This is a genomic window from Janthinobacterium sp. DSP2-3-3 (genome assembly GCF_049897325.1).
Lineage (GTDB): Bacteria > Pseudomonadota > Gammaproteobacteria > Burkholderiales > Burkholderiaceae_D > Janthinobacterium.
In genome coordinates this window covers 304,638-321,713 of the sequence record NZ_JAFCWA010000003.1, presented here as the reverse complement: position 1 = coordinate 321,713, position 17,076 = coordinate 304,638, and the positions used below count along the sequence as shown (strand labels likewise).

The 17,076-nt window shown below is 62.7% G+C and carries 20 protein-coding genes; 3 read left to right on the top strand and 17 right to left on the bottom strand.

From position 1 onward, the window contains the following. Positions 1-45 precede the first annotated feature (45 nt). The 12 genes from ACP7DE_RS08200 to flgB form a co-directional block, all read right to left on the bottom strand. Positions 46-489, bottom strand: coding sequence for a MarR family winged helix-turn-helix transcriptional regulator (locus ACP7DE_RS08200; RefSeq protein ID WP_426071631.1), 444 nt, complete (start codon positions 487-489; stop codon positions 46-48). A gap of 167 nt (positions 490-656) precedes the next feature. Then, positions 657-1,898 (bottom strand): flagellar hook-associated protein FlgL, encoded by a 1,242-nt coding sequence (flgL, locus tag ACP7DE_RS08195; RefSeq protein WP_426071630.1) that lies wholly within the window; start codon positions 1,896-1,898, stop codon positions 657-659. 51 nt (positions 1,899-1,949) lie between these two features. Beyond that, positions 1,950-3,917, bottom strand: a complete 1,968-nt coding sequence (gene flgK, locus ACP7DE_RS08190; protein ID WP_426071629.1) for a flagellar hook-associated protein FlgK — start codon at positions 3,915-3,917, stop codon at positions 1,950-1,952. 88 nt (positions 3,918-4,005) lie between these two features. Further along, positions 4,006-4,935 carry a flagellar assembly peptidoglycan hydrolase FlgJ gene (gene flgJ, locus ACP7DE_RS08185; RefSeq protein ID WP_426071628.1) on the bottom strand — a complete coding sequence of 310 codons (930 nt, stop codon included), beginning with the start codon at positions 4,933-4,935 and terminating at the stop codon, positions 4,006-4,008. A 10-nt stretch (positions 4,936-4,945) separates the two neighbouring features. Continuing rightward, entirely contained in the window at positions 4,946-6,061 is a 1,116-nt protein-coding gene (locus ACP7DE_RS08180) for a flagellar basal body P-ring protein FlgI (protein ID WP_426071627.1), read from the bottom strand. Between the two features lie 2 nt (positions 6,062-6,063). After that, positions 6,064-6,714: a flagellar basal body L-ring protein FlgH gene (locus tag ACP7DE_RS08175; protein WP_426071626.1), complete on the bottom strand. Its 651-nt coding sequence runs from the start codon at positions 6,712-6,714 to the stop codon at positions 6,064-6,066. Positions 6,715-6,764: 50 nt separating this feature from the next. Then, the gene (gene flgG, locus ACP7DE_RS08170; RefSeq protein WP_099408910.1) at positions 6,765-7,547 is read right to left on the bottom strand and encodes a flagellar basal-body rod protein FlgG; all 783 of its coding nucleotides are present in this window, start codon (positions 7,545-7,547) and stop codon (positions 6,765-6,767) included. A gap of 72 nt (positions 7,548-7,619) precedes the next feature. Next, entirely contained in the window at positions 7,620-8,363 is a 744-nt protein-coding gene (locus ACP7DE_RS08165; RefSeq protein WP_426071625.1) for a flagellar basal body rod protein FlgF, read from the bottom strand. 57 nt (positions 8,364-8,420) lie between these two features. Further along, on the bottom strand, positions 8,421-9,968 hold the full coding sequence (locus tag ACP7DE_RS08160; RefSeq protein WP_426071624.1) for a flagellar hook protein FlgE: 1,548 nt from the start codon (positions 9,966-9,968) through the stop codon (positions 8,421-8,423). Between the two features lie 54 nt (positions 9,969-10,022). Further along, a complete protein-coding gene (locus ACP7DE_RS08155) occupies positions 10,023-10,721 on the bottom strand; it encodes a flagellar hook assembly protein FlgD (protein WP_426071623.1) in 699 nt (232 codons plus the stop codon). A 15-nt stretch (positions 10,722-10,736) separates the two neighbouring features. Further along, positions 10,737-11,138 (bottom strand): flagellar basal body rod protein FlgC, encoded by a 402-nt coding sequence (flgC, locus tag ACP7DE_RS08150; protein WP_426071622.1) that lies wholly within the window; start codon positions 11,136-11,138, stop codon positions 10,737-10,739. Positions 11,139-11,140: 2 nt separating this feature from the next. Continuing rightward, entirely contained in the window at positions 11,141-11,590 is a 450-nt protein-coding gene (gene flgB / locus ACP7DE_RS08145) for a flagellar basal body rod protein FlgB (RefSeq protein WP_426071621.1), read from the bottom strand. A gap of 191 nt (positions 11,591-11,781) precedes the next feature. Between flgB and flgA the strand changes: the two genes are divergently transcribed. The 3 genes from flgA to ACP7DE_RS08130 all read left to right on the top strand — a co-directional run bounded on the left by flgA (position 11,782) and on the right by ACP7DE_RS08130 (position 13,373). Continuing rightward, positions 11,782-12,477, top strand: coding sequence for a flagellar basal body P-ring formation chaperone FlgA (gene flgA, locus ACP7DE_RS08140; RefSeq protein ID WP_426071620.1), 696 nt, complete (start codon positions 11,782-11,784; stop codon positions 12,475-12,477). Positions 12,478-12,588: 111 nt separating this feature from the next. After that, entirely contained in the window at positions 12,589-12,897 is a 309-nt protein-coding gene (gene flgM, locus ACP7DE_RS08135; RefSeq protein ID WP_034754089.1) for a flagellar biosynthesis anti-sigma factor FlgM, read from the top strand. An 8-nt stretch (positions 12,898-12,905) separates the two neighbouring features. Then, on the top strand, positions 12,906-13,373 hold the full coding sequence (locus ACP7DE_RS08130; RefSeq protein WP_426071619.1) for a flagella synthesis protein FlgN: 468 nt from the start codon (positions 12,906-12,908) through the stop codon (positions 13,371-13,373). 52 nt (positions 13,374-13,425) lie between these two features. On the opposite strand, the gene ACP7DE_RS08125 is transcribed toward ACP7DE_RS08130, so the two are convergent. The 5 genes from ACP7DE_RS08125 to ACP7DE_RS08105 all read right to left on the bottom strand — a co-directional run bounded on the left by ACP7DE_RS08125 (position 13,426) and on the right by ACP7DE_RS08105 (position 17,033). After that, positions 13,426-14,286: a hypothetical protein gene (locus ACP7DE_RS08125; protein WP_426071618.1), complete on the bottom strand. Its 861-nt coding sequence runs from the start codon at positions 14,284-14,286 to the stop codon at positions 13,426-13,428. Positions 14,287-14,359: 73 nt separating this feature from the next. Further along, positions 14,360-14,722, bottom strand: a complete 363-nt coding sequence (locus tag ACP7DE_RS08120; RefSeq protein WP_426071617.1) for a translation initiation factor Sui1 — start codon at positions 14,720-14,722, stop codon at positions 14,360-14,362. A 51-nt stretch (positions 14,723-14,773) separates the two neighbouring features. Further along, the gene (gene motD, locus ACP7DE_RS08115) at positions 14,774-15,568 is read right to left on the bottom strand and encodes a flagellar motor protein MotD (protein ID WP_426071773.1); all 795 of its coding nucleotides are present in this window, start codon (positions 15,566-15,568) and stop codon (positions 14,774-14,776) included. 5 nt (positions 15,569-15,573) lie between these two features. Further along, on the bottom strand, positions 15,574-16,320 hold the full coding sequence (locus ACP7DE_RS08110; protein WP_426071616.1) for a flagellar motor protein: 747 nt from the start codon (positions 16,318-16,320) through the stop codon (positions 15,574-15,576). Continuing rightward, positions 16,302-17,033, bottom strand: a complete 732-nt coding sequence (locus ACP7DE_RS08105) for an RNA polymerase sigma factor FliA (RefSeq protein WP_426071615.1) — start codon at positions 17,031-17,033, stop codon at positions 16,302-16,304. Before ACP7DE_RS08105 ends, ACP7DE_RS08110 begins: the two co-directional genes overlap by 19 nt. Positions 17,034-17,076: the final 43 nt, after the last annotated feature.

Below are 17,076 nucleotides of genomic sequence, written 5' to 3'. Positions count from 1 at the left end.
GGCGTGCGGGCTCCTTGCCGGGGTCGGGGTGGATGGTTCAGCGGATCACTGCGCCAAGCGTTTGAGTAGCGCCACCGCATGGTTCAGTTCGGTGACTTCGTCCGGCGTGAGCCGGGTTTCAATGGTGCGCGCCAGCCAGTCTTCACGCGCGGCGCGGCTGGCCGCTATCCAGGCACGGCAACTGTCCGTCAGGGTCAATAGCGTCTGCCGGCCATCCAGCGGGTCGGGCGAGCCCGTCACCAGCTGCGCCTCGCTCAGCGCCAGCACCGTGGCGGCCATCGACTGGGGCCGCATGCCTTCGGCGCGCGCCAGGCTGCTGGCGGTGGCCGGGCCATCGCGCTCAAGGCGGCTCAGCACGGACGCCTGCGACATGCTGACATCCCCCAGATGCGCTTCCTCGCGCAGGCGGCGGCGCAATTTTCCGATGAGAATGCGCAAGTCGCCGGCCAGCTGCAATACGTGTTCGTGCTCTTCTTGTGGGGTGTGCATGGGAAGCAGGTAGTGGATCAACAAGCTCCACTATAACAGATGCACAGGTAGACTGCACAGTTTGCCTGTTCATCTTATCAAGAGGAGCATCTTGCGGACGCAAAAAAGCCGGGGCGGGAGATGCACTCCCTGCCCCGGCTTGCCGGTCATCCTGCGATGCCGGCCGCCTAACTGATGTAATTGAACAGCGACAGGCCCGAGATCGAGGTGAACGTTTTCTGTGCCGCCTGCAGGGTGACTTGCTGCTGGCTGAAGTTGGAAATGGCTTTGACCATGTCCAGGTCCTGCAGGTCCGACAGGGTGGTGGCGTACTGGATGTCGAGGTCGTCGCCAGCGCTGTCGAGATAATCGAGTTCCTTCATTCGGGTACCGACTTCCGCGCGCAAGGACAGTACATTGTCGTAGGCCGTGTCGAGAATATTATGCGCGACGTTCAAGCCGTTCGTCAGGCGCGCCTGGCCCGCATCGCCGCTGCCTGGCTGGCGCAGCACGCCGATCAGGTTTTTCACGGTGGTAAACAGCGATTCCTTGGCGCTCGGTTCCAGCGTAAAGCTGTCCTGGTCGGCAGGCTTGCCCGTGATGTTCACTTGCTGGCCGTCGAAGGTGATGGTGTCGCCCGCCTTGTAGGCGATGGGCACGGCGGGATTTGGCACCGTCTGGCCCAGCGTGGCGTCCGTGACGGTGTACGTGGTGACAGCGTCGGTGCCCGTGCCGGTGACCTTGAAATCGATCGAATACTTATGCCCCGTCAATACTGACGGATCCGTCACCGTGCCGCCCGAAACGATGCCCGAGCCGCCGCGCGTAAAGTTGGCGGTGGCGGCCGCCGTGGTGAACTTGCCATTGCCGGTCAGGTTATTCTCGAACACGGTGGCACCGGAATCGCTGGTAGCGAGGTAACGCGCCGAGCCCACCTGCAATTCGCGCTGGCCCTGGTCGCCCACATAAGCGGCGCCCGTCGGCGTCTGGCTGAATGGCTGGGTGGTGGATTTATAGCCGGAAAACAGGTAGCCGCCGGCGCCGTCGGCCGTGTTTGCGATGCCCATCAAGTCGGTCAGCCGGCCTTCCAGCTCCTTGGCCAGGGTATCGCGGTCGACATCCTTGAGGGAAGGATTACCGGCCTTCACGACCAGGTCTTTCACGTCGGCGATCAGCGCAGTGGTGCTGGCCAATGCCAGCTCTTCCTGCGACAGGAAATTCTTGGCGTTCGAGCGGTTCGTCACGAACTGGGTATTGATCGATTGCGACTGCGTCACTTCCAGCGCGCGCGCCGAGGCGATCGGATCGTCGGCCGGCGTCAGATTGCGACGGTTCGACGACAGCTGCATCTGCGTACGGTTCAAGGCGCCCTGCAGATTATTCAGCTGCGAGCTGCCCTGGTCATAAATCATTCGTGTGCTGATGCGCATGATGCTGCCCTTCCAGAAAGCCGCCGCGCACTACGTCGCGGCGAAAATTGATTAACGTCCCAGGCCGATCACCACATCGAACAGGGTGCTGGCGATCTGCATGACCTTGCCGCACGCCTGGTAGGACTGCTGGTAACGCAGCAGGTTGGCCGCCTCTTCGTCGAGGTTGACGCCGGAAACGGCCTGCTGCTGGGTGCTGGTCTGCTGCAGCAAGGCCAGGCTGGCCAGGCCGCTGACCTGTACTTCACGTGTCTTGTTGCCCACGAAGCTGACGGTTTGCGCATACGAACCCTGGAACGTGGCATTGCCGCCATCGAGGATATTCTTCGTCTGCAAGCCCGCCAGCAGCGCGGCGTTGCGGTTGTCGCCCACACCACCCAAGTTCGGCGCAATGGTGAATTTATCGCCCTGCGCCGGCGCGCCCGTCATGCTGACATTGATGCCGCCAAAGCTGAGGCTATCGCCTTCCTTATACGGGATGTTTGCCGTCCCGGCAGGATAGGTCGTGGTGGCGCCATTCAAGCCCTTGACTGTCACCGCCTGGCCGGCCGGGAAACCCGTCAGCGAGGTGGTCGCCTTGTCATATGTCAAGGTCAGGGGACCCGTCAGGGTATTGCCCGGGGTCAGGTATGCCTTGTCGACGGAGCCTGCACTGAGCTTGCCCGTGCCCGTATTGGCCACCGGCGCCGAGGTGGCGATGGGAGCGGCGGCGGCGATCTTGTTGCGGTCGGTGATCAGCACGGCCATGCCGGCCGCACCATTCGCCGTCGGCTTGATGACGTAGTTGTCGCCTTGGGCGGCCGTGCCCGCGATCGAGAAATCGACGCCGTCGATGGTTTGCGGCCCCGTTTGCGGATACGGATTGATGATGGTGTGTGCGCCGTCGGATTCGCGCGTCACCACATAGTTGCTGCCGTCGTATTTCAAGCTGTAATCGCTGGCCGTCAGCTTGGTGGGGTCACTGACCTTGGCCGACAGCACGGTGGTGCTGCTGGCGTTGTTGCCGCGGTCGGCGCCGATCACGGGGTCGGGTATCTTGAAGAAGTCGCCGCCCATGGCGCCATTCAAGTCCTGCCCCAGCTTGTGCTGGTCGTTGAAGGTGCTGGCCAGCGCGATGGCCACCTTGCCCAGGGAGTTCTGGACATTGTCCAGGGTGCCGCTGCGGAAATCCAGCAAGCCGCCCAGCGAGCCGCCGGTGAGGGAGCTGTCCGGCAGCACGCTGACGGTACTGCCCGTAACATAGCCCACCTCGATGCGGTTCGGGTCCGTCCGCGAAGGCGTGGCCGCCAGCTCGAAGCTGCGGTCCGCCACCACCAGCGGCTGGCCCGCGCCGATGGAAATGGTCACGGTATTGTTGGCAGCGGGTTGCACCGTCGCCTTGACGTATTTGTTCAATTCCGTGATCAGCTGATCGCGCTGGTCCAGCAGATCGTTGGGCTGGTTGCTGGCATCGACCGACAATTGGGAAATCGACTTGTTCAGCTCGGCGAGCTGCTTGGCATAGGTGTTAATCACCGCCACATTCGACGTGATCTGCGAATTGACGCCGTCGCCGATCTCCGTCAGGCGCGCGCTCAAGCCCTGGAAACGGGAAGTGAGCGAGCCGGCGCTCGACAGCAGCGCCTGGCGCGAGGCGACCGAAGACGGATTGGCGCTGAAATCCTGCACGCCCTTGAAGAAATCTTGCAGGGCGGGCGACAAGCCCGCCGTGGGATCGGCCAGCAAGTTGTCGATCTGGCTGATCTGCGTGTAATAGCTATCGAGCGCGCTGGTGGCGCTTTGTGCGGCATTCACCTGGGTGGCCATGAAACTGTCGTACTGGCGCTTGATCTGCGACACTTCCGTGCCCGTGCCGACGAAGCCATAACCGGCATAGTTCGACTGCGAAGTCTGCTGCAGCACCGTCTGGCGATTGTACCCGGGTACATTCGCATTGGTGATGTTATGCCCGGTCGTCGACAGGCCCACCTGCGCTGCAAGCAAACCGCTCTTACCGATGCTGAGTAGATTCGAAGTCATGGTGTCTTATTGGTTACCGTCAAATGTATTTACGGCAGCCGCGGCGAAAACTTGAAGCGCGCGGCTTGCACAAGGGTAGGGAGGCGGATTAACCGACCAGCGAATGCTTGATGATCTTTGTCAATTTGGCAGCGTAATTCGGGTCCGTCGCGTAGCCGGCCTTTTGCAAACCTTGGGCGAACGTGCTGGCGTCGCCCGCGCTGGCGAGCACTTTTTCATAGCGCTTGTTGTTGGTAATCAACTGCGCATAATCCTTGAAACTGTCCGCGTAGCTGTCATAGGCGCGGAATTTTTCCACCTTGCGTTGCGCCTTGCCATTGACATATTCCGTGGTGACGGCTTCTGTGACCTTGCCCTTCCAGTCGCCCGTGGCCTTGATGCCAAACAGGTTGTGGCTGCTGCTGCCGTCGCGGCTGATGATTTCGCGCTTGCCCCAGCCCGTTTCCAGCGCCGCCTGGCCCAGCATGAACTTGGCCGGGATGCCGGTGGCGCGACTGGCTTCTTCCGCATGCACGCCCAGCTTTTCCTGGAAGGCGCGCACGTGCGGCGCCTGCGTGGCGTTGGCCTTGTCGCTCAGGGTCTTGCCGGTGGCGGTGGCGCTGGCCGCGCCTTCGGTCAGGGCGCCCTGCTGCTGGCGGAACGCGGCCAGCGCCTGCGCGATACTCGACGCGCGGGGCGATGCCGCTTCCGCCGTGCCATCGACAGCCAGCGCCTGGCTGGACGATGACAGTTGCCGCATCAGCACGTCCGCCAGGCCCGTGCCCCGCTTGGCCAGGTTCTGGCTCGTCTGCTGATCCAGCATCGAGGTGTACATCTTGCTTTGCTGGCTATCCATGATGCCGTCCTGCGGCGAGGCTTCGCGCATGCTTTTCATCATCATATTGATGAACATGGCTTCAAATTGCGTGGCTGCCTCTTTCAGGGCGGCAGGGTCCTTCGCCTTGGCGGACTGGCGCAAGCCATCCATGCCCTTGACGTCATAGGCGGCGGTATTGCTGAGGTCGGTTTGGCTGATCATGGCGTACCCATCAAATGATTTCAAGTTCGGCGCGTAGCGAACCTGCCGCCTTCATCGCCTGCAGTATGGCCAGCAAGTCTTGCGGCGAGGCGCCGATGGCATTCAAGGCTTTCACCACGTCGGACAGCGAAGCGCCGCCCTTGACCAGCATGACCTTGCCCGGTTCCTTCTTGATATCGATCTGTGCCGTCTGCGTAACCACCGTGCGCCCGCCCGACAAAGGCGCCGGCTGGCTCACCTGCGGCTCGACATTGATGGTGACGGACAGGTTGCCGTGCGAAATGGCGCATGTTTCCAGGGTCACGGATTGGTTCATCACCACGGAACCGGTGCGCGCATTCATGATGACCTTGGCTGCCAGGCGAGCCGGATTGACTTCAATGCTTTCCAGCTGGCCCAGGAAGGTCACACGCTGGTCGCTGCCGCCCGGCGACTGCACCTGGATCACGCGCCCGTCCAGCGCGGTGGCCGTGCCGGCGCCGTAGCGGCTGTTGATGGCGTCGACCACCCGGCTGGCGGTGGAAAAATCGGTGGCGTTCAACTCCAGGCGTATCGTATTGTTGGCGCCCAGCACCGAAGCGACGCTGCGCTCGACGGTGGCGCCACCCGAGATGCGTCCCACGCTCAGGTGATTGACGGTGACGGAGCTGCCGGCCGCCTGCGCGCCCACGCCGCCGACCAGCACGTTGCCCTGCGCCATGCCATACACCTGGCCATCGGCGCCCTTCAATGGCGTCATCAATAACGTGCCGCCGCGCAAGCTTTTCGCATTGCCCATCGACGACACCGTCACGTCCAGCATCTGGCCCGGCTGGGCAAATGCGGGCAAGGACGTCGTCACCATCACGGCCGCGACATTCTTCAATTGCAAGCTGGTGCCTTGCGGCAAATTAATGCCTTGCTGCTGCAGCATCGCCGCCACGCTCTGGATGGTAAATGGCGTTTGCGTGGTCTGGTCACCGCTGCCGTCGAGGCCGACGACGAGGCCATAGCCCATCAGCTGATTCTGGCGCACGCCGGCGATGCTGGCCAAGTCTTTCAGGCGCTCGGCCTGTGCCAGGGGCGCCAGCATGGCGGCCGCCAGGCCGCAGATGACTAAAAAGCGGGGAAAAGTAAAAGTTGCCATGATCAAAACGGCAGCAGGCTGAGGAAGAAGCGCGACGCCATCGAGGCCATTTCGGCACGATCGATCTGGCTGTTGGTGCGGTATTCCACGCGCGCATCGGCCACCTGGGTCGAGGGCACGACGTTGCCCGTGCCGATGGTGTCCGGATTGACCATGCCCGAGAAGCGGATGAATTCCGTGCCCTTGTTCATGGCGATCTGTTTCTCGCCGGCGACGATGAGATTTCCGTTTGGCAAGACCTCGATCACCGTCACGCCGATCGTGCCGCTAAAGGTGTTGCTGGCGGACTGGTTGTCGCCATCGGCAAATTTCGTCGCGCCATTCGCCGAGACGCTGCCGCCCAAGCGGCCCTGCAGCATGCCTGGCGTGCTGAAGCCCACGCTGCCGGACTTGTTGCCGGAACTGGCGCCCGCCTTGACGGCATTCGTGCGTTCGGTGATGGCGATCGTCATCATGTCGCCCACATGGCGCGCGCGACGGTCTTCAAACGCGGGACGGTAAGTCGACGGCTGGTAGATGGAGCCGTTGCTGACGACCACCGGTTCGGGCATCGGCGCGCGCGTGGTGGTCGGATATTGCACGATCGAGGTGGGCGTGATGGCGCAGCCGGACAGCAGGACTGCGGACAACAGGGCGATGATGGGGTATTGCATGACGAACCTCCGCTGCCATCCGGCGGCGGATGGCATGACGACTATGATAATTAAAGTTGCGACAATTTCTGCAGCATTTGATCGGATGTGGTGATGGCCTTGCTGTTGATCTCGTAGGCGCGCTGCGTCTGGATCATGTTGACCATTTCCTCGGCCACGTTGACGTTCGAAGTCTCGATATAGCCCTGCATCAGCACGCCGGCGCCATTCGTGCCAGGGGTGTTGGTTTGCGCCACGCCTGAGGCGCCCGTTTCCATGTACAGGTTTTCGCCCTTCGATTCCAGGCCGGCGGGATTGACGAAGGTGGTCAGCTGCAGGGAACCGATTTGCGATGGCGCCACGGTGTCGGGCAAGGTCACGGAGACGGTGCCGTCGCGCGCCACGGTCAGGCTCAGCGCATTGGTCGGCACGGTGATGGCAGGCTGGATGACGAAGCCTTCGGAGGTCACCAGCTGACCGTTGCTGTCGGTCTGGAAAGAGCCGTCGCGCGTATAGGCGGTGGCGCCATCGGGCAGCAGCACCTGGAAGAAACCGGTACCGTTGACCATCACGTCGCGCGAATTGCCCGACGCCTGGGGATTGCCCTGGGTATGGATGCGTTCGGTAGCCACGGTGCGCACGCCCGTGCCGATCTGCAAGCCCGACGGTAGCTGGGTTTGCTGCGAGGATTGCGCACCCGGCTGGCGCACATTTTGATACAGCAAGTCTTCAAACACGGCGCGCGACTTCTTGAAGCCGGTGGTGCTGACATTGGCCAGGTTATTGGCGATCACGTCCATCTGCGTCTGCTGCGCTTCCAGGCCGGTCTTGGCTATCCAAAGGGAACGAATCATGTTTTTTCTCCAATAACAGCGCTTGCCAGCCCTGTAAACAATTTCTATGTGACCATTATGCGACCGGCTCTATCAATTCAAAGCGAGGATCTGGGTGGCTTTCGCCGCGTTATTCTCGGCATTCTTCAACAAGCTCATTTGTGTTTCGAACTGGCGCGCCAGGGCGATCATGCTGACCATCGAGTCGACGGGGCTGACATTGCTGCCTTCGAGCGCGCCCGTGGTCAATTTGACGGCCTGATCGGCTTGCGCCACCGTGCCATCCTTCAGACGGAACAGGCCGTCGTCGCCGCGCACCAGTTGCTGCTCGGGCGGATTGACCAGTTTGATGCGTCCCAGCACGGTCGATGGCCCCGGCGGCACATCGGTGGAAATCGTGCCCACCGTGCCATCGCCGGCAATCGTTACCGTCACGCCCGGCGGAATGGCCAGCGGACCCGTGTCGCCCTGCACCATCAAGCCCGATTGCGTCTGCAACATGCCGTTTTCATTGAGCTTGAAGGCGCCGTTGCGCGTATAGGCTTCGGAACCGTCGGCCGACTGCACCGCGATCCAGCCGCCGTTTTCCACGGCCACGTCGAGCGCGCGGCCCGTATGCTGCATGGGACCCTGCGTGAAATCGGAACCGACCGTCGAATCGACGACGAAGGCGCGCGTCGGCATCATGCCATCGGCCACCACGGGCACGGCGCGAAATGAGTCGAGCTGGGCACGGAAACCCGTGCTGGTGGCGTTCGCCAGGTTATTCGCGGTGGTCGCCTGCTTGTCCAGGATGTGCTTGGCGCCAGAGCCGGCGGTGTAGATGAGACGGTCCATTTTTTCTTTCTCCCAAACCAACAATAAAATCGGGGGCATATGCCCCCGGTCAACTTATTAGCGGAGGTTGACGAGTGTTTGCAGCACCGAATCCTGCGTCTTGATGGTCTGCGCATTCGCCTGGTAGGCGCGCTGGGCGGTGATCATGTTGACCAGTTCGGCCGTCAGGTCGACGTTCGACACTTCCACGGCCGAGGCGCGCAAGTCGCCCAGGCTGCCCGAGCTCGGCTCGCCCGTCATGGGGCTGCCCGAGGTCGAGCTTTCCGCCCAGGCATTGTTGCCCAGCGGCTCGAGGCCATTCGGATTGGCAAAGTTGGTCAACACCACCTGGCCCAGGTCGCGCGTCTTGCCATTGTTGTACTGGCCCTGGATCACGCCATCGGCACCCACCACGAAACGGCTCAGCTGGCCGGCCGCGTAGCCATCGGCCACGGTGCGTTTTTCGCTGGTGGATGAACTGAGCTGGGAGGAATTGGTGAAGTCGACCTTGATCGCCAGGTTCGCGTTCGCACCCGTGGCGGGGAACACGGGCAGGTTGACCGTCACCGGCAAGGTTTGCGGTGGCGTCAGGGCCAGCATGGCGGCCTTGTCCAGGCTGCCGACGCTGTTGAACACCAGCGAAGCCGACCTCACGGCGGGCACTTCCGTCACCGAGGCGATATTCTTGTCGATCTGGTCGGGCGTCAGGCTGGAATTGACGCCGTTGGGCACGGCACTGCCATACGTGGCGCTGATGGCGTTCAACTGGGCCGTGCTGGCGCCGGCCAGGACGGCGGCGGCGCGCACGGCCGCGCCGGCCGCATTGCCGTAGGCGACGGCGGCGGTCGTGATATTCGCGGCCACCAGCGGCACGGCCGTGACGGCGGCCTGGTAGGAGGCGCGCGCGATCAGCGAGGCGGAATCGGTCTGCGCCGCCGCCGCCACTTTCGCGCTGGTAATTTCCTTGCCGTCAGTGGCCGTGTAGACATCCCAGGTATTGGTATTCGTCTTGACGTAGAAATTGGACATGGTGTGGGAATTGCCCAAGGAATCGAAGACCGGCACGGGGAACTGCTTGGTCCACGAGTTTTGCTCGCCCACGCTGAACGGCACCACGGTCGGCATGGCCGATTTGGAATCGAGGTTGACCTGGGTATCGACCTTGGTAGTCGCCTTCGGCGCCATGTCGGACGGGTCGATCTGCAGGGGCACGGTGGCGCCGGCCAGGATCTTGCCGTTCACATCGGCCGGATAGCCCGTCAGCTGGGCTTTCTGGGCATTGATGATGAAGCCGCTCTTGTCGACCTGGAACTGGCCGTTGCGCGAATACTGGATGGCGCCGTTTACGCTGGTGCGGAAGAAACCGCCGCCATTGATGGCGATATCGAGCGGATTCGACGAACTCTCCAGGTTACCCTGGTTGAACAGCTGCGCTACTTGCGACACGGCCACGCCGATGCCGGGCTGGTTGCCGCCCACGCCATACAGCGAGTTGGCATAGATGTCGGCAAACTGCGCCTGCGACTGCTTGAAACCCACGGTGGCCGAGTTGGCGATGTTGTTGCCGATGACGTCCAGCGATTTGGCGGCGCCATTCAAGCCGCTCAGGCCTTGTTGGAAAGACATTGTGTTCTCCTGGTAGAAAATAGGGGTAGAGGGTCTACGCTACAAATAAGCGGCTTACAAAATCTGTTTCACATCAGCCATGGTGATGCTGCCCACGCCCGGCACATTCAATTTCACGCCACCCGCGCCCGTCGACACGCTGGCGACCGAACCGAACATCAGCGCCGCGGCATCCGTGAGCATGGCGCCGCCGCGCTTGGCTTCCACCGAGAAGGTGTAGGCGCCGTCCGGCAGCACGATATTCTTGCCATCCTTGTCGAGGTTGGCGGTAGAGCCGTTCCAGCCCAGCGGCAAGGTACCCGCATCCTGCGGGCCCAGGTCGATGGAATGGACTTCCTTGCCCGTGCCGTCGTAGATGATGACCTTGACGCTGTCGGCCGGCGTCGCCAATTCCACGCCCAGCAGAGCCGCGCTTTTGCTCAGGGTGATGTTCTTGCCTGCCGTCAACACGCCGTGGCCGATAATATTGGCCGCCTGCATGGATTCGGCCTGCTGGTAGCTGGTTTTCAGCGTTTCCAGGGTGGTATTGAGCTTGTTGACGCCCGTTACCGTGGACAGCTGGGCCAGCTGGCTGGTCAGCTGTGCATTGTCCAGCGGGTTCATCGGGTCCTGGTTTTGCAGCTGGGTCACCAGCAGGGTCAGGAATTTGTTCGTTTCCTCCTCGACGCTACCCTTCGCGGCCGTCGTCTTCTTCGGATTCATTGTCGCCATCAGGTCGGTGACGGTGGCGGTGCTGGTATCGATGGTTGCCATAATAGTCAGTCAGCCTTATTGGCCAATGGTAAGGGTTTTCAGGAGCAGCGACTTGGCCGCGTTCATGGTTTCCACGTTGGTCTGGTAGGAGCGCGAAGCCGACAACATATTGACCATCTCGTCGACCGTATTCACGTTGGGCATGGTGACGTAACCCTTCTCGTCGGCCAGCGGATTTTTCGGGTCGTAGACCAGCTTCATCGGCGACGGGTCTTCGATCACCCTCTGCACCTTGACGGCCGTGGCGCCGTTGGCCATGGGCACGGCCTCGAACACCACCTGCTTGGCGCGGTAGGCTTCGCCCGTGGCGCTGGTGGCGCTGTCGGCATTGGCCAGGTTGCTGGCCACCGTGTTCAGGCGCTGCGCCTGGGCGCTCATGGCCGAACCGGACACATTAAAGATATTAAATAGCGACATGATTATTGTCCTCCCTGGATGGCCGTCAACATGCCCTTGATCTGCGAGTTGAGGAAGGTCACGGCGGCCTCGTAGCGGATGGCGTTGTCGGCAAAGGCGTTGCGTTCGAGATCCATATCCACCGTATTGCCGTCCACGGCGCCCTGGGCCGGCGCGCGGTACAGCAACGGCGTGCCGTCGGCCAGGGTCTCGACCTTGCCGCCCGTGCTGCCACCGGTGGCGGCGACGCCCTTGCCCGGCATATGCTGCGGCGCCGTGCCTTTCAGGGCCGGCTGCACGCCATCCTTGCGCGCCATCGCACCCTTCAGTGCGCTGGCGAAATCGACATCGCGCGCCTTGTAGTTGGGCGTATCGGCATTGGCGATATTCGAGGCGAGCAATTCCTGGCGCGTCGAACGCAGGCTCAGCGCCGTCTCGTTGAAGCGCATGTAATCGTCGAGTTTCCCTATCATGTCAGGCTCCGGAAAGATCTGCCACTGGCGCCTGAGATGGCGGAAGGATGGCGATATAGTGATGACAGGAAACATAGTACGGCGCCCAACGGCAAGGCCATCGCCGGATCAGACCTTACTTTTACCCCTTAATCGGCGCTTCGATCAGGGCGGCGCCCACTATCATGGCAGTATTCCAGAGGCCTATCCCCATGAAAATACCGCTCGCACTCCTTCTCGCTCTTGCCGCCCTGCCACTGCTGGCGCAGGCGCAAAACGCCGGCCGGCAGACGCCGGAAGCGCTGCGCAACAGCGTGGAACAATTCCTGCAGGTGCAAAGCAATGGCTTGCCGGGCAAGGTGACGATCAGCGTCGGCGCCGTCGATCCGCGCCTGAACCTGGCGGCTTGCCCCGCACCGCAAGCATTCATGGCACCGGGCGCGCGCGCCTGGGGCAAGACCACCGTGGGCGTGCGCTGCACCGCGCCAAGCAACTGGACCATCTATTTGCAAGCCAACGTGGCCGTCGTGGGCGACTACGTGGCCAGCGCCGTGCCGCTGGCACAAGGGCAAGCCATCGATGCCAGCCAGTTGGTGACGATGCAGGGCGACCTGGCCGCATTGCCGGCAGGCATTGCCACCGACATGGCCCAGGTCGTGGGCGCCAGCACGAATATTTCCTTACCGCCAGGTACGCCGATGCGCCTCGACACCCTGCGCCGCAAGCCGGTGGTGATGCAGGGCCAGCTGGTGCGCGTCGTTTCAAGTGGCAACGGTTTCCAGGTAGCATCAGAAGGACGCGCCATCGGCAGCGCCGGCGAGGGCCAGACGGTGCAGGTCCGCACGCAGAGCGGCCAGCAGATCAGCGGCGTGGCGCGCGCCGGCGGCATGGTGGAGGTCGCCTTTTAAATACGGATGGACAGCGATATTGTGGTCTGGCGCACTAAAGTTTCGGCAGAAGGTGCCGATAATGACACATATCCCGGAGTTTCTTGACTTCGACCAGACGAGGATCACGCTGTGAAAATTACCGATAACACCATTAAAAGCAATCCCGGCCTGCCGGTGGCGCCCGCGAATACCTCGGGCGCCCGGAATGCCGAGAAAGCCCAGGCAACACCGACGACGTCGGACAATGTACGCCTGTCGCCGCAAGGACAGGCATTAGCGGCCAGTGCAACTGCCGGCAGCGGCGCCGTGTTCGACACGAAAAAAGTCGAACGCATCAAGCTGGCGATCGCCGACGGTCAGTTCCAGGTCAACTCTGAAAAAGTGGCGGACGGTCTCCTCGACACAGTCAAGGACTTGCTGCACTCACGCAATAGATAGGTTCCCCCATGCAATCAGTGACTCCGTTTTCCAGCCTGCGCGACGAGCAACAGCTCATGACCACATTGCTGGCATTGATGAAAGAAGAACAGCGGCATCTGGTTGCGGCTGACATCGATGCAATCACGGAGCTCACGGCGCGCAAGACGGCACTCGTAGGACAATTGAGCCAGCTGGCGGCGCAACGCCACCAGGCGCTGGCGGCAGCCGGTTTCACGGCCGCCGAGGCGGGCATGGAAGACTGGCTGGTCGGCGCCAGCGAAGCCGAAGCGGCATCCCTGTGGAAAGCCCTGCTCGAGACGACGCGCGAAGCCAAGGAACAAAACCGGCTGAACAGCTTGCTGGTCAACAAGCACATGCTGCACACGCAAGGCGCCCTGAACGCCATGCGCCCCACGGCCCAGAGCGGCAATTTCTACGGCCCCAGCGGCCAACCGACGACCAACACGACCAGTCGGCGCGTCGTCATCGGCTAATCCCTTATTTAACAGTGCCCCCACCCCGGCAAGGCGCAGCGGCCTTGCCAGCTCAACCATGCGCGGGTCGCCCCGCATGCTGGCGAAATTTCGCCGCGATGGCTTGCCCCTTCGCTGCGGCGGCAGCTTGCTGCTCCGGCGTCAGTTCCGCCTGCAGCCAGTGCCAGTATTCATCCTGATACGGATTGGTGACGCCGGGCGCGAGGATATCGTCGTAGACGAGGCGCAGGGCCAGCAGGTAGCCATACGCTTGCGGCGCATCTTTCTGCACCACCTCGCCATCGCGCAGATACGCCATCATCAGGCTAGCCACGCTGGAGAGGTCCGCCTCGTCCGCCTGCACCGTCAGCTGGGCGATGGCTTGCCGCTTCCATGCCTGCACCAGCGGATCGTCGGCACGGTTGCGCAGCGCGCTGCGGTCGCCGAACGGGCCTTCCGACAGGAACAAGGTGGCGGCGCCCGGCACGCCCGCCTTCGCAGCGGTGGCCAGGTAAGCGAGGCGGTCTTCGCGCTGGCGCTGCGTCAGGCCCGCGCACAGCTGCTGCTGGGCGGCTTTTTCTTCCGCCGTCATCTCGCGTCCCAGCTCCAATTCCATCCCCGGCAAGCGGCTTTCGCGTTGAAAAACGATGCAGTCGTCAATCAGGTTGAAGGCCGCATACGCGTCTTCCGCTCTGCCGCTGGCGCCCAGGCGTTCGAGCCGCTGCGCCAGGGACGCGAGAACGGGCGGCTGGGCCGCAGGGACGGAGGCATCAATATTCAAATACGATTCCAGGCTGCGTCCCGCTGGCGCGCTGGCGGCCGTCGTGGTGGCAGCTCCCGGCGCGCCGCCGTCGGACGCGGGCCAGTACGCCAGCGCCAGCGCTGCCGCGATGGCAGCGGCGATGGCGATGCCGGTAAGTTTGATATTCATCATGAAGTGGCGCGCGTGGACTGGAAACGCACGTTACCACAGGCACGCGGCACAGTCCCGCACGCACGCGAGCCGACTAGCCGCCGGCCTTTTTCGCCTGGTGGCCCAGCTTGGCCAGCGCGGCCAGGATGGTGTCCACGTGGTCGCCCTGCACTTCGATCACGCCATCCTTGACCGTGCCGCCCGAGCCGCACTGCGTGCGCAGCTGCTTGCCCAGCAAGGCCAGCGCAATGGCGTCCAGCGGCAAGCCTTTGACCACGGTGACGCTCTTGCCGCCGCGCCCCTTGGTCTGGCGCGATACGCGCACCACGCCGTCACCGGCAGGTGCCGCCTTGGCTTGCGCCTTGCACGCGCATTGCGCCAGTGGCTGGCGGCATGCGGGACACATGCGGCCCGTTTCGGTGGAATACACGAGACCGCCCAGGGAACTGCTTTTCATGATCGAGAGATAAAAAAGGGAGAAGGCCGCGATTGTACCAAGCGTCGGGGTTCAGTTGGCGGGAGCCGGCGCAGGTGCAGGTGCAATGGGCGCCGTCGGCACTTCCGTCACCGTTTCCGGGATGCCGGACAAAATCGTCACGGCGACCCTGCGGTTGCGCGCGCGTCCTTCCGGCGTGGCGTTCGGCGCCACGGGAATGTTGTCGGCGTGGCCCACGGCCGTCAGGCGCGAGGCTTGCACGCCGCTGGCGATGAACAGGCGCACCACGGCGCTGGCGCGCGCGGCCGACAATTCCCAGTTCGAGGCAAAGGTCGAATTACTGATCGGCTGGACATCCGTATGCCCCTCCACCTGCACGTCGTGCGTATCATCCTTGAGCAGCACGGCCACCGCGCGCAAGGCCTGGTCCGATTCGGCAGTCAGCCCTGCGGCGCCCGGGTCGAACAACACGCTGGCATTGATTTCCACGCTCACGCCGCGGCTCGTCTGCGTCACCCTGACTTTACCTTCCTTGACCAGCGGTGCCAGGGTGGACGTCAGGTCCTGCGCCAAACGCGTCATGTGTTCGCGCTCGCGGCGGATGGCTTCCGTGCGACGTTTCAGGGCGGGATTGGGCAGCGGGATCGCCTGCGGCGCTTCCATGATGATGGGCGGCGCGCCCTTTTCCAGGCTGAAGGCCTGGCCGATGGCGTTCTGGAAGACGCGGTACTTGCCCTCGTTGACTTGCGAAATCGCATACATGACAACAAAGAAGGCGAACAGCAAGGTGATGAAGTCGGCGTACGAGATCAGCCAGCGGTCCTGGTTGTCCGGCTCCTCGTCATACTTCCTGCGCGCGCGCCGCATCATGCTCAGTGCTCGTGCAGCAGGCTGGCCACGCGCTCTTCGATGATGCGCGTATGGTCACCCGTGGCGATGTCGTACAGCACGGCGGCCGTGATTTCATACTGCAGCACGCGGCGCGAGACGATGGCTTTGAGTTTATTCGCCACCGGCAGGAACAACAGATTGGCCAGGCCCACGCCGTAGATGGTGGAGACAAAGGCCACGGCGATGCCGCTACCTAATTTACTCGGGTCGGTGAGGTTTTCCATGACGTGGATCAGGCCCAGCACGGCGCCCAAAATACCGATGGTGGGCGAATAGCCGGCCGCCGATTCCCACACCTTGACGGCCTGGCGCTCGGCCAGCTCGTAGGCGGAGATTTCCACGTCGAGCAGCTGGCGTAGCTTGTCGGGGGCGATACCGTCGACGATCATGCGCAAACCCTTGGCGTTGAAGCGGTCGGCCGTGTTTTCCATCAGGCGCTCGAGCGCCAGCGGGCCGTCGCGGCGCGCCGTCAAACTCCATTGTCCGATGTCACGCGCCAGCGCGGCGCGCGTGTCGGCCGGCGGCAGGAAGACCCAGCGCAGCATTTCGAGGCCGCGCACGAAAGTGCGCAGCTGCGTTTGCAGCAGCACGGCGCCGAAGGTGCCGACAATGACGATGGCAAAGGCGGCCGGCTGCAGCAGGGAGGCCATCTTGCCGCCTTCCAGTGCCTGGCCGACCAAGAGGCCCGCCAGCGCCAGCGCCAGCCCGATTACGCTGGACCAGTCCACGCCAGCTCCCTCAAAGTTGCGCGCAGGCGCGCGACGGCCTGGGTATGCAGTTGCGAGACGCGCGATTCGGAGACACCCATCACCGCGCCGATCTCCTTCAGGTTCAGCTCTTCTTCGTAATACAGGCCCATGAGTATTTTCTCGCGTGGCGGCAGCGCGTCGATGGCATCGATCACGGATTGCCGGAAATCGGTATCGAGCAGGGATCGCAAGGGGTCGCTGTCCTCGTCCACGCAATGGCGGTCGAGGAAGCTGTCATTGCCGTCCGGGTCATGAAAGTCTTCGTAGTACAGCAATTGGTGGCCGCCGCCGTCGCCCAGCATTTCCTGGTAGTCGGGCAGCGACATTTTCAGCAGTTTCGCCACTTCCGACTCCGTCGGCGGGTGGCCCAGGCGCTGCTGCAGGGTACTCATCGCCTCTTCGATCTTGCGCATGTTTTGGCGCATGCTGCGCGGCAGCCAGTCGCTGGTGCGCAATTCGTCAAGCATCGCGCCGCGGATGCGCAGCACGGCATACGTTTCGAACTGCGCGCCATGCGTCTCTTCATAGCGGGTAATGGCGTCGAGCAGGCCGATCATGCCGGCCTGGATCAGGTCATCGACCTCGACCGAAGGCGGCAATTTCGCCTTCATATGGTGCGCCAGACGCTTCACCAGCGGAATGTGCTCCGTCAGCAAATAGTCCTTGTTCGATTTCCCTTTGACCGTGTACATAGGCTGCTTATTGTTTTAACTGCTATCGTGTGCTGATTGATGG

What these genes read in the sequence shown, in the direction of transcription:
- ACP7DE_RS08120 (WP_426071617.1), bottom strand. Translation starts at nt 14,722, where the DNA reads ATGAAAAGCAGTTCCCTGGGCGGTCTCGTGTATTCCACCGAAACGGGC.
- ACP7DE_RS08175 (WP_426071626.1), bottom strand. Translation starts at nt 6,714, where the DNA reads ATGCAATACCCCATCATCGCCCTGTTGTCCGCAGTCCTGCTGTCCGGC.
- motD (WP_426071773.1), bottom strand. Translation starts at nt 15,568, where the DNA reads ATGCGGCGCGCGCGCAGGAAGTATGACGAGGAGCCGGACAACCAGGAC.
- ACP7DE_RS08130 (WP_426071619.1), top strand. Translation starts at nt 12,906, where the DNA reads ATGCAATCAGTGACTCCGTTTTCCAGCCTGCGCGACGAGCAACAGCTC.
- flgA (WP_426071620.1), top strand. Translation starts at nt 11,782, where the DNA reads ATGAAAATACCGCTCGCACTCCTTCTCGCTCTTGCCGCCCTGCCACTG.
- ACP7DE_RS08200 (WP_426071631.1), bottom strand. Translation starts at nt 489, where the DNA reads ATGCACACCCCACAAGAAGAGCACGAACACGTATTGCAGCTGGCCGGC.
- flgG (WP_099408910.1), bottom strand. Translation starts at nt 7,547, where the DNA reads ATGATTCGTTCCCTTTGGATAGCCAAGACCGGCCTGGAAGCGCAGCAG.
- ACP7DE_RS08125 (WP_426071618.1), bottom strand. Translation starts at nt 14,286, where the DNA reads ATGATGAATATCAAACTTACCGGCATCGCCATCGCCGCTGCCATCGCG.
- flgK (WP_426071629.1), bottom strand. Translation starts at nt 3,917, where the DNA reads ATGACTTCGAATCTACTCAGCATCGGTAAGAGCGGTTTGCTTGCAGCG.
- flgC (WP_426071622.1), bottom strand. Translation starts at nt 11,138, where the DNA reads ATGTCGCTATTTAATATCTTTAATGTGTCCGGTTCGGCCATGAGCGCC.
- flgJ (WP_426071628.1), bottom strand. Translation starts at nt 4,935, where the DNA reads ATGATCAGCCAAACCGACCTCAGCAATACCGCCGCCTATGACGTCAAG.
- ACP7DE_RS08180 (WP_426071627.1), bottom strand. Translation starts at nt 6,061, where the DNA reads ATGGCAACTTTTACTTTTCCCCGCTTTTTAGTCATCTGCGGCCTGGCG.
- flgB (WP_426071621.1), bottom strand. Translation starts at nt 11,590, where the DNA reads ATGATAGGGAAACTCGACGATTACATGCGCTTCAACGAGACGGCGCTG.
- ACP7DE_RS08160 (WP_426071624.1), bottom strand. Translation starts at nt 9,968, where the DNA reads ATGTCTTTCCAACAAGGCCTGAGCGGCTTGAATGGCGCCGCCAAATCG.
- ACP7DE_RS08165 (WP_426071625.1), bottom strand. Translation starts at nt 8,363, where the DNA reads ATGGACCGTCTCATCTACACCGCCGGCTCTGGCGCCAAGCACATCCTG.
- flgL (WP_426071630.1), bottom strand. Translation starts at nt 1,898, where the DNA reads ATGCGCATCAGCACACGAATGATTTATGACCAGGGCAGCTCGCAGCTG.
- ACP7DE_RS08155 (WP_426071623.1), bottom strand. Translation starts at nt 10,721, where the DNA reads ATGGCAACCATCGATACCAGCACCGCCACCGTCACCGACCTGATGGCG.
- ACP7DE_RS08105 (WP_426071615.1), bottom strand. Translation starts at nt 17,033, where the DNA reads ATGTACACGGTCAAAGGGAAATCGAACAAGGACTATTTGCTGACGGAG.